The organism is Metallibacterium sp. (assembly GCF_054637675.1).
Map to the genome: position 1 here is coordinate 39,381 of NZ_JBTSRB010000011.1, position 16,542 is coordinate 55,922.

Genomic DNA, 16,542 nt, shown 5'->3' on the forward strand with positions numbered 1-16,542 from the left:
AACCCCGATGAGCAGCGAAAGCTTCTACTGGCACGACTACGAAACCAGCGGCGCCGATCCCGCGCGCGATCGCCCGCTGCAATTCGCCGGCGTGCGCACCGACCTCGCGCTGGAACTAATCGAGGCGCCGCAGGTGTTTTTCTGCCAACCCGCGATCGATGTGCTGCCGCACCCGGATGCCTGTCTGCTCACCGACATCACGCCACAGCGCGCGCAACGCGAGGGCCTGCCCGAACCAGAATTCGCCGCGCGCGTGCACGAACTGCTGGCCGCGCCAGGCACCTGCGGCGTGGGCTGGAACTCGTTGCGCTTCGACGATGAGATCAGCCGCCATCTGTTCTATCGCAATTTTTTCGATCCCTACGCGCGCGAGTGGCAGCATGGCAACAGCCGTTGGGATCTGATCGATCTGGCGCGCATGGCCTACGCCCTGCGCCCGGCCGGCATGCAGTGGTCGCTGCGCGAGGACGGCGCGCCCAGCTTCAGGCTGGAGCATCTGGCGCGTGACAATGGCTGCGAACCGCGGCAGGCGCACGATGCGCTCAGCGATGTCGAATCGCTGCTGTGCCTGGCGCGCAAACTCAAGGCCGCGCAGCCGCGACTGTGGGATTGGTATTACGGCCTGCGCCGCAAGCAACAGGTGTTGGCGCTGCTGGACTGCGCCCACATGACACCCGTGCTGCATGTGTCGCAGCGCTATCCGGCGGTGCGTGGCTGTCTGGCCGTGGTGGCGCCGATCAGCGTGCATCCGCTGCAGGCCAACAAGGTGATCGTGGCCGACCTCACGCCCGATCCGGCGGAATGGGCGCACCTGCAGGTTGACGACTTGGCCGAGCGCCTGTTCATCGCGCGCGCCGATCTGCCCGCGGACATCGCGCGCGTGCCGCTGAAAACCGTGAGCATCAACCGCGCCCCGGCGCTGGCCGCGCTGGAAGTACTCAAGGGCGTGGACCATGCGCGCATCGGGCTGGACCTGGACGCCTGCCTCGCGCACGCCGTTGCGCTGCGCGCCTGCGCGGGTCTGGCCGAGCGCGTGCGCGCGCTGTATGCACGCGAAACCCACGCCGAGACCGTCGACCCCGAGCTGGCCTTGTACCGCGGCTTCCTGCCCGATGCCGACAAGCCGCTGCTGGCCGCGGTGCGCAGCGCGCCGCCGTCGGCGCTGGCCGAGTACTCAACGCGCTTTCGCGACGCGCGCTACCGCACCCTGCTGCAGCGCTACCGCGCGCGCCACTATGCGCAAACGCTCAATGACGAAGAATCACGTACGTGGCGGGATTTCCGCCGCCAGCGCCTGATGCAACCGGGCGCGCTGGGCACGCTGGGCCTGGATGATTACTTCGCGCTGATCGCGCAGCGCCGCGCCGAACCCCAGCGCAGCGGTTCCGAACTGGCGCTATTGGATCAACTCGAAGCCTGGGGCCGTTCCCTGGCCGATGAAATTGCCGTGGAACACGACCATGCCTGAATCCCCGCATTTCACCCCCGATGCCTTCAAGTTTCTGCGCGCGCTGGCGCGCCACAACGAGCGCGACTGGTTCAAGGCGCATCAGGATACTTACGAGCAGGCCGTGCGCGAACCGTTTCTGGCGCTGATCACGGCGCTGCAGGCGCCGCTGGCGCAGATCAGCCCGCATTTTCGCGCCGATCCGCGCAAGCTCGGCGGCTCGCTGTTCCGCATCCAGCGCGACACGCGTTTTTCCGGCGACAAGCAGCCGTACAAGACCTGGGCCGGCGCGCGTCTGTTCCACGAACGCCACCGCGAGCGCCCGGCGCCGTCGTTTTATCTGCACATCCAGGCCGGCGAATGTTTTGTCGGCGCCGGCGTGTGGCATCCGGAATCCGCAACGCTCAGGCAACTGCGCGCGTTCATCGCCGACAACCCCGCGGCGTGGCGGCGCGCGGTACACGCCAAGCCGTTCACCGAGCGCTATGAATTCTGGGGCGAGCGCCTGCAGCGCGCGCCGCAGGGTTACGCGCTCGATCATCCGCTGCTCGAGGATCTGAAGCTGAAGAACTACGCCGCCGGCTGCGCGCTGGACGATGATCTGGTGCTGAGCCCGCGCCTGCCCGGCGCGCTGGGCACGCATCTGCGCGCGCTGGCCCCGCTGGTCGATTACCTGTGCGCGGCGCTCGAACTTGAGTTCTGATGCGGGCGCCGCGCTGGGCGACAACGCCGCGCCCGAGCACGCCCTGCCCTACGCGCGGTTGGCGGCGTACTACTTCGCCTACTTCGCCATCATCGGTGGCTACACGCCCTACTTCAGCGTGTTCCTGCACAGCCGCGGCATGAACGCCAGCGCCATCGGCCTGATGCTGAGCCTGTGGTACGCCACGCGTATCGTCGCGCCCGGACTGTGGAGCTGGCTGGCCGGGCGCGGCGTGCATGGTGTGCGCTGGCTGCGCGTGGGCACGCTGCTGATGTTGCTGGGTTTCGCGCCGATGCTGTGGCCGCTGCATCGCGGCGGACTGATCGCCAGCCTGATCGCGTTCGCGTTCTTCGCCAACGCCATCGGGCCGCAGTTCGAGGCCATCGTGCTGTCGCACATGCCCGGCCACAGCGAGCGCTACGCGCGTCTGCGCGTGTGGGGTTCGATCGGCTTCATCGCCGTGGCACTGGGCTACGGCGTGCTGCTCGATCACCTCGATGCACGCTGGCTGCCGACGCTGATGCTGCCGTGGATGGCGCTGGTGTGCCTGCTCAGCTTCAGCCTCGACTACGGCCCCGGGCATCACCACGCGCCCGCGGTGTCCATGCAGGACGTGCGCGCCGCGCTGCGCCGCCGCGAGGTGTGGGGGTTCTTCGTGCTGATGCTGCTGATGCAGATGGCCTTCAGTCCCTACCACATGCTGTATTCGCTGTACCTGCGCGAGCACGGCTACAGCTCGGGCGCCATCGGCGGGCTGTGGGCCGCGGGCGTCGGCATCGAGATCGCCACGTTCTTCGCCATCGCGCCGATCCTGCTGCGTTACGCACCGCGCACGCTGATGCTGGCGGGTCTGGCCGCCGGCACGCTGCGCTGGCTGGCGATGGCGCTGCTGCCCGGCATCGGCTGGGTAATGCTGCTGGCGCAACTGACCCACGCGCTCAGCTTCGCGGCGTTCTACGCTGCCGCCATGCGCCTGCTGGCGCGCTATTTCCCCGGACGCCTGATGGGCTACGGCCAGGGCATCAATTCCAGCTTCTCATCAGGCTTCGGCGGCGTGATGGGCGCGCTGCTGACCTCCAGCCTGTGGTCCGTGGGTGAAGGCTATGGCGCGTTCATGGCCGGCGCCGCGCTATGTCTGGCCGGCGCGTGGCTGGCGCTGCGCGTGTTGCCGCGCGGGTGAGTTCTGACATATCGATAAAAGTCCCTCTCCCACCGGGAGACGACCAACGGAAGTCCATGAGGGACGACCAACGGAGATCCCCAAGGGAAGGGTTGGGGTGAGGGTTCGAATCTTGCTGCGCGAGGCCGACCCCTTGCTCATCCGGCGCTACGCGCCACCTTCCCTTCTCAAGCACACACTGAACCGAATTGATCAGAGAAGGTACGCTGAACCGTCTCCGCACCCGCGTCCACGTCGATGCCCGCCACGCATACCCTGTCCGTCCACGCCACCGAGGCGCTGCTGTTTTTCGTTCTTCTGCAGCTCGCCATCATCGTGCTGGCCGGGCGCATCGGCGGCGAGGTGGCGGTGCGGGTGAAGCAAACCGCGGCGGTCGGCGAGATCATCGTCGGCATCCTGCTCGGGCCGTCGCTGCTGGGATTGCTGGCGCCGCAGGTGTTCGGTTACGTGTTTCATTCCGCGTCCGGTATGCCACTGCAAATCCTGTCGCAGCTCGGGCTGATCCTGCTGATGTTCCAGATTGGCCTGGAATTCGATTTCGGCCATCTCGGCGCCAGGCACAACCGCCGCGCCGTGCTGTGGGTGGGCGTGGCCAGCCTGGTGGCGCCGTTCGTGCTTGGCTTGGGCTTTGGCTGGATCAGCGCACCCGAGCTGTCGCCGCAGGCCTCGCACTTGGCCTCGGCGCTGTTCGTCGCCGCCGCGTTCTCGATCACCGCGCTGCCGATCCTCGGCCGCATCCTGATCGACTTCGAGCTCACGCGCACGCCCATCGGCGTCATCGCCATCAGCGCGGCGGCGATCAACGACGTGGTCGGCTGGCTGCTGCTGGCCCTGGTCACCACCCTCACCCTGAGCCATTTCGAGCCGCTCGCCTTCGCGCTGAAAGTGACCCTGGTGCTGGGCTTCATGCTACTGTGGATGTACGGCTTGCGGCCGCTGATGCGCCGCGTGATCCGCCATTTCCAGACCACCGCGCACGACCTGCCGCCGCATCTGCTGGGCATCGTGCTGGCGATGGTGTTCGTATCCGCCATGGCCACGTATCAGTTGGGCATCTTCGCCATTTTCGGCGGCTTCATCATGGGCGTGATCCTGCACGACGAGACCCGCTTCGTGCGCGCCTGGAAAGCGCAGATCAACCCCTTCGTGCTGGTGTTCTTCCTGCCGATTTTCTTCACCTACACCGGCCTGCGCACCGACATCGGCGGCCTGTCCAGCGCTGCGCTGTGGGGCTGGTGCGCGCTGCTGGCGCTGCTGGCCACCGTCGGCAAGTTCGGCGGCGCGTATCTCGCCGCGCGCGTGTGCGGCATGAACCATGCCGAATCCGGCGTGATGGGCGCGCTGATGAACACGCGCGCGCTGATGGAACTCATCATCATCAACGTCGGCTACGACCTCGGCGCCATCTCGCGCAACGTGTTCACCATGCTGGTGCTGATGGCGATTTTCAGCACCGTCATCACCGCGCCGCTGCTGCGGCTGTGGCTGCCGCGCGCGGGCTATGCGCTGCCGGATGCGGCTGGCAGACCACGCGGCACCCGGGAAACCTGAGCGCTTGCCTTACCGCCACCGGGGCGACGAGGTTTCTTCGGGCAACCTGGTGATGCAGCAGCCAGGAACAAGAACGTGCTCATGACTCCGCGCGCAAGCGTCGCCCGAGCCGCGCCAGCGCGCTGAACAGGATCGGCGCGAGGCCCAGCGACATCAGGATCGACAGCAGCAGGCCGCCCATCACCGCGACTGCCAGCGGGCGCAGCAAATCGGTGCCGCGGCCGATGCCGATCGCCAGCGGCAGAAAGCCCAGCACGTCGGCCAGCATGGTCATCAGGATCGGGCGCAGGCGCTGGCGCGCGGCCAGCGCCACCGTGGCGACGCGCGGTGCGCCACCGGAGAGCTGGCGCGCGCGCGCGAAGATCAGGATGACGTTGTTCACCGCGATGGCGAACACCAGCAGCATGCCGAGGAACGCGGTGCTGTCCAGATCGATGTGCATCAGCCACAGCGCCAGCAGCGCGCCGGGCGCGGCCAGCGCGATCGCCAGCATCGCCGCGATGCCGGCGCGCTGGCTGGAAAACTGCAAGCCCAGCAGCACCAGCAGCGCACCCAGCGCGGCGGCCAGGATGATCGCCATCTGCCTGAAACTGCGCGACTGCTGCTGGTAATAACCGCCGATCACGCTGCTGATCGAAGCCGGGAAATGCATCGCCGCCAGCACCGCGCGCGCATGCACGGCGGCTTGCGCCAGGCCCTCGCCGGCGCGTGGCTGCAGCCACATGTAGGCATAGGGCACCAGGTTCTGGTGGGTGACATAGGGCACCACGCCGCGCATCCGCACGCGTGCAAGCTGGTCCAGCGGCACCTGCTCGCCGTCGGGCAGGCGCAGCGGCAAGGCCGCGACCGCGCCCGGCGCCGGGGTCGGCGTGGTGACCAGCACGCGCAGCGGCAGGATCTGCTCGCCGTGCAGCAACATGCCGGCCGTGCGCCCCCACAGCCGCGCCTCGACTTGCTGGCTCAGCATCAGCGGGGTCAGTCCGTACAGACTGACCTGGGCACGCGGCGTCAGCGCGATCTCCGGTCCGGCCGAGGGTGACTTGAACATCACGCTGCTGAATGCGCCGCTGTGCTGCAGCGCCAGCGCCAGGCGTTCACCGGCGGCGTGCAGCAGCGCCGGATCCGAGCCGAACAGGTAAATCTCCAGCGGAGCGTGCGCTCCGGACAAATCACCCAGGCGATTGACCATCACCTGGGTGGCGTTCAGCGCCAGCAGGCTGGGTACCGCCTGATGAAACGCGACGGTCAGTTGCCGCATCACCGTGCGCGTGCCAACGCTACGATTCGTCTTCAGCACGATCGCCAACGCGCCCTTGTTGGGCGTGGCGTAGGCGTTGGAAAAACCGCGCCCCACGACCAGCGAAGCGCGCGCCACCGCGGGATTGCGCAGCGCCACGTGCAGCAGCTCGCGGCCGACGGCGGTGGTCTCGGCCACGCTGCTGCCCACCTGCGTGCGGAACGGCATCGAGATCACGCCCTCATCCCAGCGCGGCAGAAACGCCGTCGGCAGCGCGCGCAGCGTGACCCAACCGAGCGCGCCCAGCATCAGCACCACCGGGATCGCCAGCCACGCGCGGCGCATGCCGGCGGTCAGCCAGCGCCCATAACGCCGCTGCGCGCGCTGCTGCCTGCGCGAGGCAACGGGCGCACGCACGCGCCCGGCCAGCCACAGCGCCAGCACCGGCGTCACCAGCAGCGCCATGAGCTGCGACACCAGCAGCGCGATGACGATGGCCACCGCCATCGAGCGGAACAGCAGGCCCAGCGTGCCGGCCAGAAAAATCAGCGGGACGAACACCAGGCACGAGGTCAGCGTGGCCATGCTCATGATCGGCAGGATTTCGCCGATGCGCTGCAGCGCCTGCGCGCGGCGCTGCTCGCGAGCGCCGCTGAGATCGTGCAGCCCGCGCTCGATCACCACGATGGCGTGATCGACCAGCGCGCCGATGGCCGCGGCCAATCCGCCGAGGGTCATGATGTTGAGGCCGTAGCCCAGCGCGTGCAGCGTCAGGAATGCGGCGGCCAGCGACAGCGGCACCACGGTCATTACCGCCAGCGCGCCATCCACGCGCCCGAGGAACAGCAGCACCACCAGCAGCGCGATCACGCTACCCAGCCCGAGCGCGATCCACACGTCGCGCAGACTACCGCTGATCAGCCCGCTCAAGTCGTAGATGCGCACCAGCTTCACACCCGCCGGCAGTTGCGTGCGCAGCGTGGCGATGCGCATGCGCAGGGTATGCGCCACCGCCACCTCGTTGGCGCCGGCCTGTGCCTGGATGTCCACCACCAGCGCGTGGCGCCAGCCGGCGACGGCAGCGTCGCGTTGCAGCGGCGGCGGCGCCAGCGCCGCCGTGCCCAACGCGCCGAGGGCGATGGGCATGCGGCTGCCATCCGCGCCCACCGGCCCAAGCGGCAGCATCAGTTGCTCGAGCGCGGCAGCCGTGGCCGGGCGCGGTGTGGTGGCGACCACGAACTGCTGGTTGTAGGCCTGCAGCACGCCGGAAAAATACGGTCCCTGAGCGGCCTGCAGCGCGCCCACGACCTGTGCCGCGGTCAGATCATGCTCGGCCAGGCGGCGCGCATCGAGCAGCACGTGCACCTCGGGCCAGCCGCGCCCGGTCCAGGTCACCCGGTACACGCCATTGATGCCGAGCAGCATGGGGCGCAGATGAAACGCGAAATAGGGCATCAGCGCCGAGCTGTCGAGTCGGTTCGACACCAGTGCGTATTCGGCGAAGGGATACACGTTGGGCGTCATCAAGTGCACCGACATCGTCGCCCCCGGCGGCAGCGCGATGTGCGCCAGCCGCGCCTGCAACATCAGGTATGCCGTTTGCGGATTGACGCCCTGGTCGAAATACACATGCAGCTTGGACAAGCCGTAGCCGGTCTGAGAGCGCACCAGACGCACGCCGGGCTCACCCTTGGCGGTCTCCTCCAGCGGGCGCGTGACTATGTCCTCCATCGCGCGCACGGGCAGGTTGCCGGCATTGACCAGCACCGTGACCATGGGAAAATCGATGTCGGGGAAAATGCTCTCGGGCAGCGTGCGCAGCGCATACCAGCCGGCGCCCAGCAGCAGCAGCGCGGACAGGATCACCGACCAGCGATTGAGCCACAGAAACGCGAGATAGCGCCTCATGGCCGCACCGCGACCGCCACCCCGTCCTGCAAGCGCGTGCTGCCGGCGACGATCACCTGCGCGGGGTTGCCCAGCGCGCCGCGCACCCAGCTCGTACCCGCGCGCGCCGCCAGCACTTGCACCGGCACCGCCCGCGCATGGCCGTTGCGCAGCACGAACACCTCGCTGTGCGCTCCGCGCCACACCACCGCCGCATCGGGCACGCGCCATGCCGGCGCGCGCGGCAGCGCGAAGTGCAATCCCAGCCACTGACCCGGCAGCAGCGCGCTGGACGCCGGCAGGGCCACGTACACCGGCACCATGCCGGCGCTGCGTGCGCTCTGCCCCAACGAACGCACCACGGCGCTGCCGTGCAGATCCCCGGCATGCCAGCGCACCGTCATGCCCGGCGTCACATGACGCACCTGACGCGGGGTCAGCTCGGCGCGCGCCCACGGTTGACCGCGTCCCAGCAGGGTGGCCACCGGCGTGCCGCGGTACACCACCGTGCCGGCGCTGACCAGATAACCCAGCGTGCCCGCGAACGGCGCGCGCAAGACGGCCTGATCGGACTGTCGCTGCAAGGCCCGCAGCGCGGCATCGGCCTGCTGCAACTGCACCCGCGCCTGGTCGAGACTTTGCCGCGCGACCAGCCCGCGCCGGGCCAGATGCTGCTGCCGGTGCAGGTCAGTCGCGGCCAGCGCCGCGTTGGCCTGCGCGGCGTGTATTTGCGCCGGCAGGCCCGGCACCGCCACGCGCGCGATGATCGCACCCGCGGCCACCGCACCCGGCGCCAGAAACGGTCCGCGCACGCGCCCGGTCACCGGCGCCGCCAACACCGTGTGATCGGCGCTCTCGACGCGCGCCAGCACCGCGATGCCGTCCTGCCAAGGCGCCGGCGCGACCGCCAGCACCGATACCGGTACCGCAGTAGCGGCGCGTGCCGTGGCGACTGCACTCAGAATGAGCACGCCCGTCAGCACAAGCGTCAGACATACCTTGCTGCCGTGGCGCATGCGCATGTTCGGGGTCCAATGCCGAAGAAAAACACGCATGGCTGGGGCGAGTTGCATCTGCCCATTGTGGGAAGTGGCAATCGACGTGAGCATGAACACAACATGACGATTTCGTCATGTCGCGCACCGTTGCAACGCGTGAGCTGATCCGCGCCTATGCTTGCGCCATGCGTATCCTGATCGTCGAGGACGAACCCAAGACCGCCGCCTACCTCAGAAAGGGATTGGGCGAGAACGGTTTCATTGCCGATGTCGCCGCCAATGGCGACGATGGCCTGCATCTGGCCCTGACCCAGCATTTCGACTTGATCGTGCTTGACGCCATGCTGCCCGGGCGCGACGGCTGGAGCCTGCTGCAGGCGCTGCGCGAGCAGCGCCTCACTCCGGTGCTGATGCTCACCGCACGCGACGGCGTGGCCGACCGTGTGCGTGGACTGGAGCTGGGCGCAGACGACTATCTGGTCAAGCCGTTCGCGTTTTCGGAATTGCTGGCACGGGTGCGTAGCGTGTTGCGGCGCGGACCTGCGCGCCAGCCCGAGATGCTGCAGGTGGCCGACTTGAGCATCGATCTCGCGCGCCAGCGTGCCGATCGTGCCGGGCAGCGTCTGCTGCTCACCCCCAAGGAATTCGGCCTGCTCGCGCTACTGGCGCGGCGCGCCGGCGAAGTGCTGTCACGCACGCTGATTGCCGAGCTGGTATGGGATATGAACTTCGACTGCAACAGCAATGTGGTGGACGTGCACATCCGCCGCCTGCGCGGGAAGCTCGACGAGCCGTTCAGCTCGCCGCTGCTGCACACAGTGCGCGGCGTGGGCTATGTGCTCGAGTTGCGCAGTGGCGATTGACAGAGATCTGGCGCAGCGCCGGGGAATGGCGGCCGGATGCAAGGCTGCAGGCCCGGGCTCCCTGTCCGCACAAGCTGGAGACACGTGATGGGAAGTGAAGTGCCGGGCAGGGGATGGGTTTCTCGCCGCCTGGACGCCGCAGTCGCAGCCCCCGGCGTGCGGATCGCGCTGCGCCGCCTGCGTCAGTATGGCTTGCCACCCGATTCGCTGGCGGCGTGGTTGGCCGCTGCTTTTGCGCTGACCCTGGTATTGATCCTGCTCGCTGCCAGCATCTGGATTTATTGGGGGTTGCAGCAGCGCATGATGCAAGAAGACCGCGAGGCCGTGCTGCGCAAGCTCGACGTGGTGACAGTGTTGCTGCGCACTCACGCGGCCGACAGCGACGCGCTGCGCCAGGAGGCCTATCTGCCGCTTCCGGCAAATGCGCCGCGCAACCTGTTCCTGCGTCTGAGTACTGCGGATGGTCGAGTGTTGTTGCAAACTCCTGGCTTCAACCCGGCACTGGACACGCACCGCTTTGCCGCACCGATGGTCAGCGGTCATCCGGTACTGAGCAAGCTGCACATCAAGCCGCATCTGCACTTCCTCAGCGCCATGCTGCGGATCCGCGCACGCCCCACGGTCGCGACGCCGCCGCAGGCACTGCGACTGGTCGTGGTGCTCAATCGCAGTACCGAGGCGCACATCCTGGCCGTTTACCGTATACGCTTGGCCGGGGTGCTGCTCGTCGCACTGCTGATAGCTGCCGCGGCTGGATACGTTATTGCGTGGCGAGGCCTGCGCCCGCTGCGTCGCATGGCCGACTCGGCGCGCCAAATCAGCGCCAGCAATCTCCACGAGCGCATCGATCCTCGCGGGCTGCCCAACGAGTTGCATGCGCTGGCACTGGCGTTCAACTCAACGCTGCAACGGCTGCAGGAATCGTTCGGTCGTATCTCGCAGTTCTCGACCGACATCGCCCATGAATTGCGTACGCCGATTTCCAATCTCTGGGGCGAGTTGGAGGTAACGCTTGGGCGGCCGCGCGAACCCGCGCAATACCGCGAGGCGCTGGAGTCGGCGGTGGAGGAATGCGCGCGCCTGTCGCAAATGATCCAGGCGCTGCTGTTCCTCGCGCAGACCGAGCTGCCGGATGCGGCGCTGCACATGGAGCGGCTGGACCTGGGGCGCGAGTTGGCTGCGCTGGCTGAGTTTTTTGACGCTGCTGCCAGCGAGGCGGGCGTACGCCTGCAGGTACGGATCGAACCGAGTCTGACCCTGCACGCGGATCGCGTGTTGCTGCAACGGGCCGTAGGCAACGTCGTTGGCAATGCGCTGGCGCATACTCCGGCGGGCGGTAGTGTGGTTTTGTCGGCACGTCGCATGGATGGCGTCGTTCGAATCGAGGTGACCGACACTGGCTGTGGTATCGCCCGCGAACATCTGCCGCACTTGTTCGAACGTTTCTACCGCGCCGACCCGGCCCGTAGCCGTGCTCGCGGTGGGCTCGGCCTGGGCCTGGCACTGGTGCGCAATATTGTCCGCCTGCACGGTGGCGACGTTGGCGCGGATAGCGCGCCCGGCCAGGGCACGCGCCTATGGCTGGATTGGCCGGCGCCGACTGTATAACCAAACCCTCGAAGCCACTGGAAGCAGGAAGTTGTTGCCGCGCGTTTGCCCCATGGCCTGCCCCAAGGCTCTACGTCGAGCGAATCACGCAATTTCCGCCGACCACTGCGGGACAAGCTACATTCTGGGAGTTGATTGACGTGGTGAACTCAAGCCTGTGGCGAACTTCAAGCCAATCAATCAGCGCATCGTCGCTCAACTCTGCGTTTCCGAGAGTGAGCCAGCCATCAGCAGCAAGTCAACGTGAACGTGTGCTCGGGATCGTTACAGGTGGCGGCCTTGTGGTCGGACATGCAGCAGCAGACCAGCCAGGATCGCCATGACCGTCATGGCGATCGGATGTACCCGCAACGGCAGCACGGATCGCCTCGTCCAGAGCCGCATCCATGCCGCAGCCCATACCCCCCCCCGCTGCCGTGCGGGCTGCGAGTTGCGGATGCGGTATCTGGGGCATCAAGTCAGCCGTTGCCCGATAACTTGAACTCGATTTGCCGTTTGAGCACGACTGCGGCGGGCCGGCCGTTGATCAGCGCCGGCTTGAACCTCCAGCGCGACACTGCATCGATCGCGGCGTGATCGAACACGTAGCGCGGCTTGGAATCGGTGACGTGAACATTGCTCACCGAACCATCAGGGTTGACGGTGAACTCGACGTCCACCCAGCCCTGCTCGCCGCGGCGCGCGGCGCGCGGCGGATACTTCGCCGGTACCATGTGCACCATCTGCGCTTTGCGATTCTCGATGTGCGTTGCGGCTTTGACTGCGGCCGCCCGCGCTGCAGCCGCTTGCTGTTCCTGCTGCTGTTTCGCCGCCGCCGCCGCAACAGCCTGTTCCAACTCTTGCCTCTGCGTGGCCGCGGCCAGTTGCTTCTGTTCCACTTGTCGCGCCTGCGCCGCCGCTGCGGCCGTTTGCGTCTGTGCGGCGCCTTGCTTCGTCTTATGCTGTTGTGCCGCGAGGGAGCGCGCCGCATCCAGCCTGGAGCGCAGAATGGTCAAGGTGTAATTGGTCGGATCGGCCTTGGCCAGCAGATCGATCTCACGCTGTGCTTCGGCGAAGTTCTTCTCGTTGATCGTCTGATCGACAGTTTGCGCGCCGAACGGGAACGTTTCCCGCAGAGCGCTCTGCGCAGCGCGATTGTGGGGGCTCTTCTGCAGCACTTCGAGGTAATACTCGAACGCATTGTCGCCTGCGGGCGCCACCAGTCGATTGCCCTGCAGCGCTTTTTGCGCCTGATCCATGAGCTGATCGACGCTCATCGCGGCCAGCCGGTCGGCGGCCTTGAGGGCCACGGCAGCGGGCGGGATGCTGGCCGATGCCGTCTTGGCCGGCACAATCGGCGCCTTGGCGGCCGGTGGTGCGGAACGATGGGAGCTGGAGCAGCCGGCCAGGGCCGCGCTCAGCAGTACGACCACCACCGATGCCACGAGGTAGGGATGGGCACGGAGAAATGCGGATTCAACAGCCATGAGCCGCCTCCTCTCGAGGCACGCGTCACCCACGGCTTCCCCTGTGCGGGGGCGCCGCAAGCGCGACGCCACAGTAGCCCGATCATGTGCGCCAGGCAATGCGAGTTGAGCGCCCGAACGACTGCCGCCTTGGCTGCGCTGCACCCTCCGCAATCGTGGGCTTGCGCTGGACGGCGCCCAGCACACGCTGCTCGTGGGCCGCATTGAAGGCAAAGGTGGTTGCGCTCGATCTCGCTCGCGATACGGAATTCATTACGAATTCGTGATCAACTTGCATGCGCACTCGCAGATTCCGGCACATGCCGGGCCACCGCGGTTTCGCCAACATGCGGCTTCCCGCACGGAACACGCCCATGCGCCGCTTCCTGCTCGCACTCGCGCTTACGCTGTCTGTGGTCGGCGGCATTCCGGCCGCGCATGCCTATGGCGGCCCGCTGGGCATCGACCACCGCTTGGCTTACGACAACGCTGGCATCTGGAAGCGCACTTACCAAGTGGACCTCGCCTACTGCGAGGCGCTGTGCACGCTGGTCGCGGCCAGCCTGGAAGGCGGCCAGACGCGCTTCGGGCGCACGCTGTGGCAGTCGGTGGACGCGATGACGTTCTCATCACTGGCCGCGCAGGGACTGAAAATGACCTTCGGTCGCGAACGGCCCAGTTACAGCGCGGACCCCAATCTCTGGTTCCATGGCGGCGCCAGCTTTCCCAGCGGCGAGGTCACCGAAGCCACCAGTTTCGTGACGCCGTTCATCGCCGAATACCAGCACGACCATCCCTGGGTGTGGGCACTCGCGGCGATCCCCGCCTACGACGCCGAGGCGCGCATGAAAACCTGGGGCCACTGGCAGACCGACGTGCTGGCCGGCGCCGCGCTGGGCACGGCAGTCGGCATCTGGGCGCACGACCGCAAGCAGCCGCTGATCCTGTCGTGGCTGCCGGGCGGATTCATGGTCGGCTACGCGCACAGCTTTTGAGCACGGCGAGCATCAGCCAGCGCAGCGTGCCCGCGGGGTGAGGCAAAACCCCGGTGAGAGCGCCACTTCGCACTCGCTCGCTCGAACCGAGTGCGGTTTCACTGGATGACCGGAACGACGGTGCCTTGCGCATCAGCCGCCGCGATGCTCGCGGCGATCCTTGCGCGCATCGCTCAGTTGCAGCCAGTTGTAGCGCGCCTGCGCAGCGAGATAACCCCACGGGCGCAGCGCCGAGTTCATGCCGAAGCGCGCGAACTCGCGCCACGCTTCGTCGCCACGCGCGATGGCGGCGGCCAGCAGTTCACCGGCCACGGTGGTCGGCGCGAGGCCATGACCACCGAAGGCTTGCGCCCACCACAGGCCCTTGCCGTCGCCGCCGAGCTGCGGCATCTGGTGACGCGCGTAGCTCATCAGGCCAGACCAACCGTAGTCCACGCGCACGCCTTGCAGTTGCGGGAACACGCGCAGCATGTCGCGATACAGCAGGCGGCGCACGTCCTCGGGGCTGCGCTCGCGCACCGCGATGCGTCCGCCCCAGAGCAGGCGCGTGTCGGCCAGCGGGCGGTAGTAATCGAAGGCGAAGCGGCTGTCGTACACCGCCGCCTCGGAGGTGAGGCAATCGTAGAGGCGCGTACCCAGCGGCTCGGTGGTCATCACATACGTGGCGATGGGCAGCACCGCGCGATCGATGCGCGCGTCCAGCCCGCTGAGATAACCGCCGGTGGCCAGCAGCACCTGGCGCACATCCACGCGCCCGCCGCCGGTGTGCAGACGAAAACCGCCGCCGCGCAGGCGCTCAAGGCGCAGTACACGCGAGGTCTCGCGCACATCCACGCCCTGCGCGAGCGCCGCCTGCGCCAGACCGCGCGCATAGGACAAGGGATCGAGGTGCATGGCGTTGGGCTCGAACAGCGCGCCGTGATAGCGCGCGCTGTGTATCCATTCGCGCAACGCATCCGGCTCGATCAGTTGCCATTCGACGCCCAACTGCGCCAGCGTGTCACGGCGCCGCGTCAGCACGCCGGCATCGCGGAACCAGTTGGCCCACAGCACGCCGGCATCGGTCAGATCGCAGGCGATTTGATAGCGCTGCACGCGTCGCCGCAGCAGATTCACGCCTTGCACCGTGGCCTGATACAGCGCGCGCGCGCGCTCCACGCCCAGGCGCGTGATCAGCGCATGCTCGTCCAGCGAATAACCGGCGAACACGAAGCCGCCGTTGCGTCCGGAGGCGCCGAAGCCGATGCGCTCGGCCTCCAGCAGCAGCACGCCACGCTGGCCGCGTTCGGCCAGACCCAACGCGGTGGTCAGCCCCGCATAACCGCCGCCGACGATGGCGACCTCGGCCTCGATCTGGCCGGTCAAGGCGGGGTACGCCGGCATCGCGGCGGCGCGCGCCTCGTAATAACTGGCCGCGGCCAGGGGCGCGCGCATCAGCACGGCGCTCCCACACACGCGAACGCCCGATCAAATGCTTGATCAAGGTCTGCGATCAGCACTTCGGCATCTTCCAGACCGATCGACAGGCGGATCAACTCCGGTGGCGCGCGCCCCGGCTGTTGAATCAGCGGCGCGCCCGCGGGCAGGAACGCCGCCAGCGGACATACCAGCGACTCGTAGCCACCCCAGGACACCGCCAGCAGGAAGCGCTGCAAGGCGTTGCAGAAACGCTCGATGACGGCGCCATCGGCGTCCTTGAGCGCGAACGAGATCAGGCCCGAGGACGCGCGCATCTGGCGCTCGACCAGCGCGCGCTGCGGGTGATCGGGTGCATGCGCAAACCACACGCGCGCCACGCGTGGATGCGCCGCCAGATGCGCGGCGATGCGCGGCGTGGTTTCGGCCACGCGCCGCATGCGCAGCTTGAGCGTGCGCAGCCCGCGCAGCAGCAGCGCGGCATCATGCGGGCTGGGAATCGCGCCAAGGGTCATGAACGGGCCGTGGAACACGCGCTCGATCAGCGCGCGCGGGCCGCACAGCGCGCCGGCGACGACATCGCTGTGGCCGTTGAGATACTTGGTCGCCGAATGCGCGACCAGATCGATGCCCAGCGCCAGCGGCGACTGATTCAGCGGGCTGGCGTGGCTGTTGTCACACAAGGTGAGGATGCCGCGCGCTCTGGCCAGCACCGCGACCGCAGCCAGATCCTGCAGCTCGAAAGTCAGCGAGTTGGGGCTTTCCAGCACGATCAGGCGCGTCCGCTGCGTGAGCGCGGCCTCGATCTGTCCGAGCTCGCGCGCATCGACGAAACCGTGCGCGATACCGAAGCGGGCCAGCAGGTCGGCCAGCAGCGCGCGCGTCCAACTGTAGGGTTTTTGCACGCATACCACGTGATCGCCAGCCGCCACGCAGGCGATCACCGCGGCGGCGATGGCCGCCGCGCCCGAAGCGAACACCAGGCATTCCTCGGCGCCTTCCAGCGCGGCCAGTTTCTGGCGCAGCATATGCACGGTGGGATTGCTGCCGCGCGTGTAGAACGGCGCGTCGAACTCATGCGCGGCCGCCGCGCGCATGGCGGCGACATCGGGGAAGGTGAAGATCGAGCTTTGCAGCACCGGCGGCGCCACCGCGCCGAAGTAGCGCTGCCGCTCCTCGCCGTGATGATTGAGGATCCAGTCCAGATCCATG

At 67.7% G+C, this 16,542-nt stretch carries 12 protein-coding genes; 7 read left to right on the forward strand and 5 right to left on the reverse strand.

The features are described from left to right. Nucleotides 1-7 precede the first annotated feature (7 nt). From sbcB to ACYDAT_RS05805, 4 genes are all read left to right on the forward strand, one after another. A complete protein-coding gene (gene sbcB, locus ACYDAT_RS05790) occupies nucleotides 8-1,468 on the forward strand; it encodes an exodeoxyribonuclease I (protein WP_461448968.1) in 1,461 nt (486 codons plus the stop codon). After that, complete coding sequence (locus ACYDAT_RS05795; protein ID WP_461448970.1) at nucleotides 1,461-2,150, forward strand: DUF2461 domain-containing protein; 690 nt, start codon at nucleotides 1,461-1,463, stop codon at nucleotides 2,148-2,150. The genes sbcB and ACYDAT_RS05795 overlap by 8 nt, the downstream gene beginning before the upstream one ends. After that, nucleotides 2,140-3,330 carry an MFS transporter gene (locus tag ACYDAT_RS05800; protein ID WP_461448972.1) on the forward strand — a complete coding sequence of 397 codons (1,191 nt, stop codon included), beginning with the start codon at nucleotides 2,140-2,142 and terminating at the stop codon, nucleotides 3,328-3,330. The genes ACYDAT_RS05795 and ACYDAT_RS05800 overlap by 11 nt, the downstream gene beginning before the upstream one ends. A gap of 237 nt (nucleotides 3,331-3,567) precedes the next feature. Next, a complete protein-coding gene (locus ACYDAT_RS05805; protein WP_461438512.1) occupies nucleotides 3,568-4,881 on the forward strand; it encodes a cation:proton antiporter in 1,314 nt (437 codons plus the stop codon). Nucleotides 4,882-4,960: 79 nt separating this feature from the next. On the opposite strand, the gene ACYDAT_RS05810 is transcribed toward ACYDAT_RS05805, so the two are convergent. Next, a complete protein-coding gene (locus ACYDAT_RS05810; RefSeq protein ID WP_461448973.1) occupies nucleotides 4,961-8,026 on the reverse strand; it encodes an efflux RND transporter permease subunit in 3,066 nt (1,021 codons plus the stop codon). Further along, nucleotides 8,023-9,027, reverse strand: a complete 1,005-nt coding sequence (locus tag ACYDAT_RS05815) for an efflux RND transporter periplasmic adaptor subunit (protein WP_461438510.1) — start codon at nucleotides 9,025-9,027, stop codon at nucleotides 8,023-8,025. Before ACYDAT_RS05815 ends, ACYDAT_RS05810 begins: the two co-directional genes overlap by 4 nt. A 161-nt stretch (nucleotides 9,028-9,188) precedes the next feature. Here ACYDAT_RS05815 and ACYDAT_RS05820 point away from each other — a divergent pair, with 161 nt between their 5' ends. Beyond that, nucleotides 9,189-9,866: a heavy metal response regulator transcription factor gene (locus ACYDAT_RS05820; RefSeq protein ID WP_461448985.1), complete on the forward strand. Its 678-nt coding sequence runs from the start codon at nucleotides 9,189-9,191 to the stop codon at nucleotides 9,864-9,866. Between the two features lie 156 nt (nucleotides 9,867-10,022). Then, complete coding sequence (locus ACYDAT_RS05825; protein ID WP_461448975.1) at nucleotides 10,023-11,474, forward strand: heavy metal sensor histidine kinase; 1,452 nt, start codon at nucleotides 10,023-10,025, stop codon at nucleotides 11,472-11,474. A 458-nt stretch (nucleotides 11,475-11,932) separates the two neighbouring features. Here ACYDAT_RS05825 and ACYDAT_RS05830 read toward each other — a convergent pair whose 3' ends face one another. Further along, nucleotides 11,933-12,940: an energy transducer TonB gene (locus tag ACYDAT_RS05830; RefSeq protein ID WP_461448977.1), complete on the reverse strand. Its 1,008-nt coding sequence runs from the start codon at nucleotides 12,938-12,940 to the stop codon at nucleotides 11,933-11,935. Between the two features lie 353 nt (nucleotides 12,941-13,293). Between ACYDAT_RS05830 and ACYDAT_RS05835 the strand changes: the two genes are divergently transcribed. Continuing rightward, the gene (locus ACYDAT_RS05835) at nucleotides 13,294-13,914 is read left to right on the forward strand and encodes a phosphatase PAP2 family protein (RefSeq protein WP_461438506.1); all 621 of its coding nucleotides are present in this window, start codon (nucleotides 13,294-13,296) and stop codon (nucleotides 13,912-13,914) included. 132 nt (nucleotides 13,915-14,046) lie between these two features. Here ACYDAT_RS05835 and ACYDAT_RS05840 read toward each other — a convergent pair whose 3' ends face one another. Together ACYDAT_RS05840 and ACYDAT_RS05845 are read right to left on the reverse strand one after the other, a co-directional pair. Further along, nucleotides 14,047-15,348, reverse strand: coding sequence for an NAD(P)/FAD-dependent oxidoreductase (locus tag ACYDAT_RS05840; protein ID WP_461438505.1), 1,302 nt, complete (start codon nucleotides 15,346-15,348; stop codon nucleotides 14,047-14,049). Then, nucleotides 15,348-16,541, reverse strand: a complete 1,194-nt coding sequence (locus tag ACYDAT_RS05845; protein WP_461441338.1) for a trans-sulfuration enzyme family protein — start codon at nucleotides 16,539-16,541, stop codon at nucleotides 15,348-15,350. The genes ACYDAT_RS05840 and ACYDAT_RS05845 overlap by 1 nt, the downstream gene beginning before the upstream one ends. Nucleotide 16,542 lies beyond the last annotated feature (1 nt).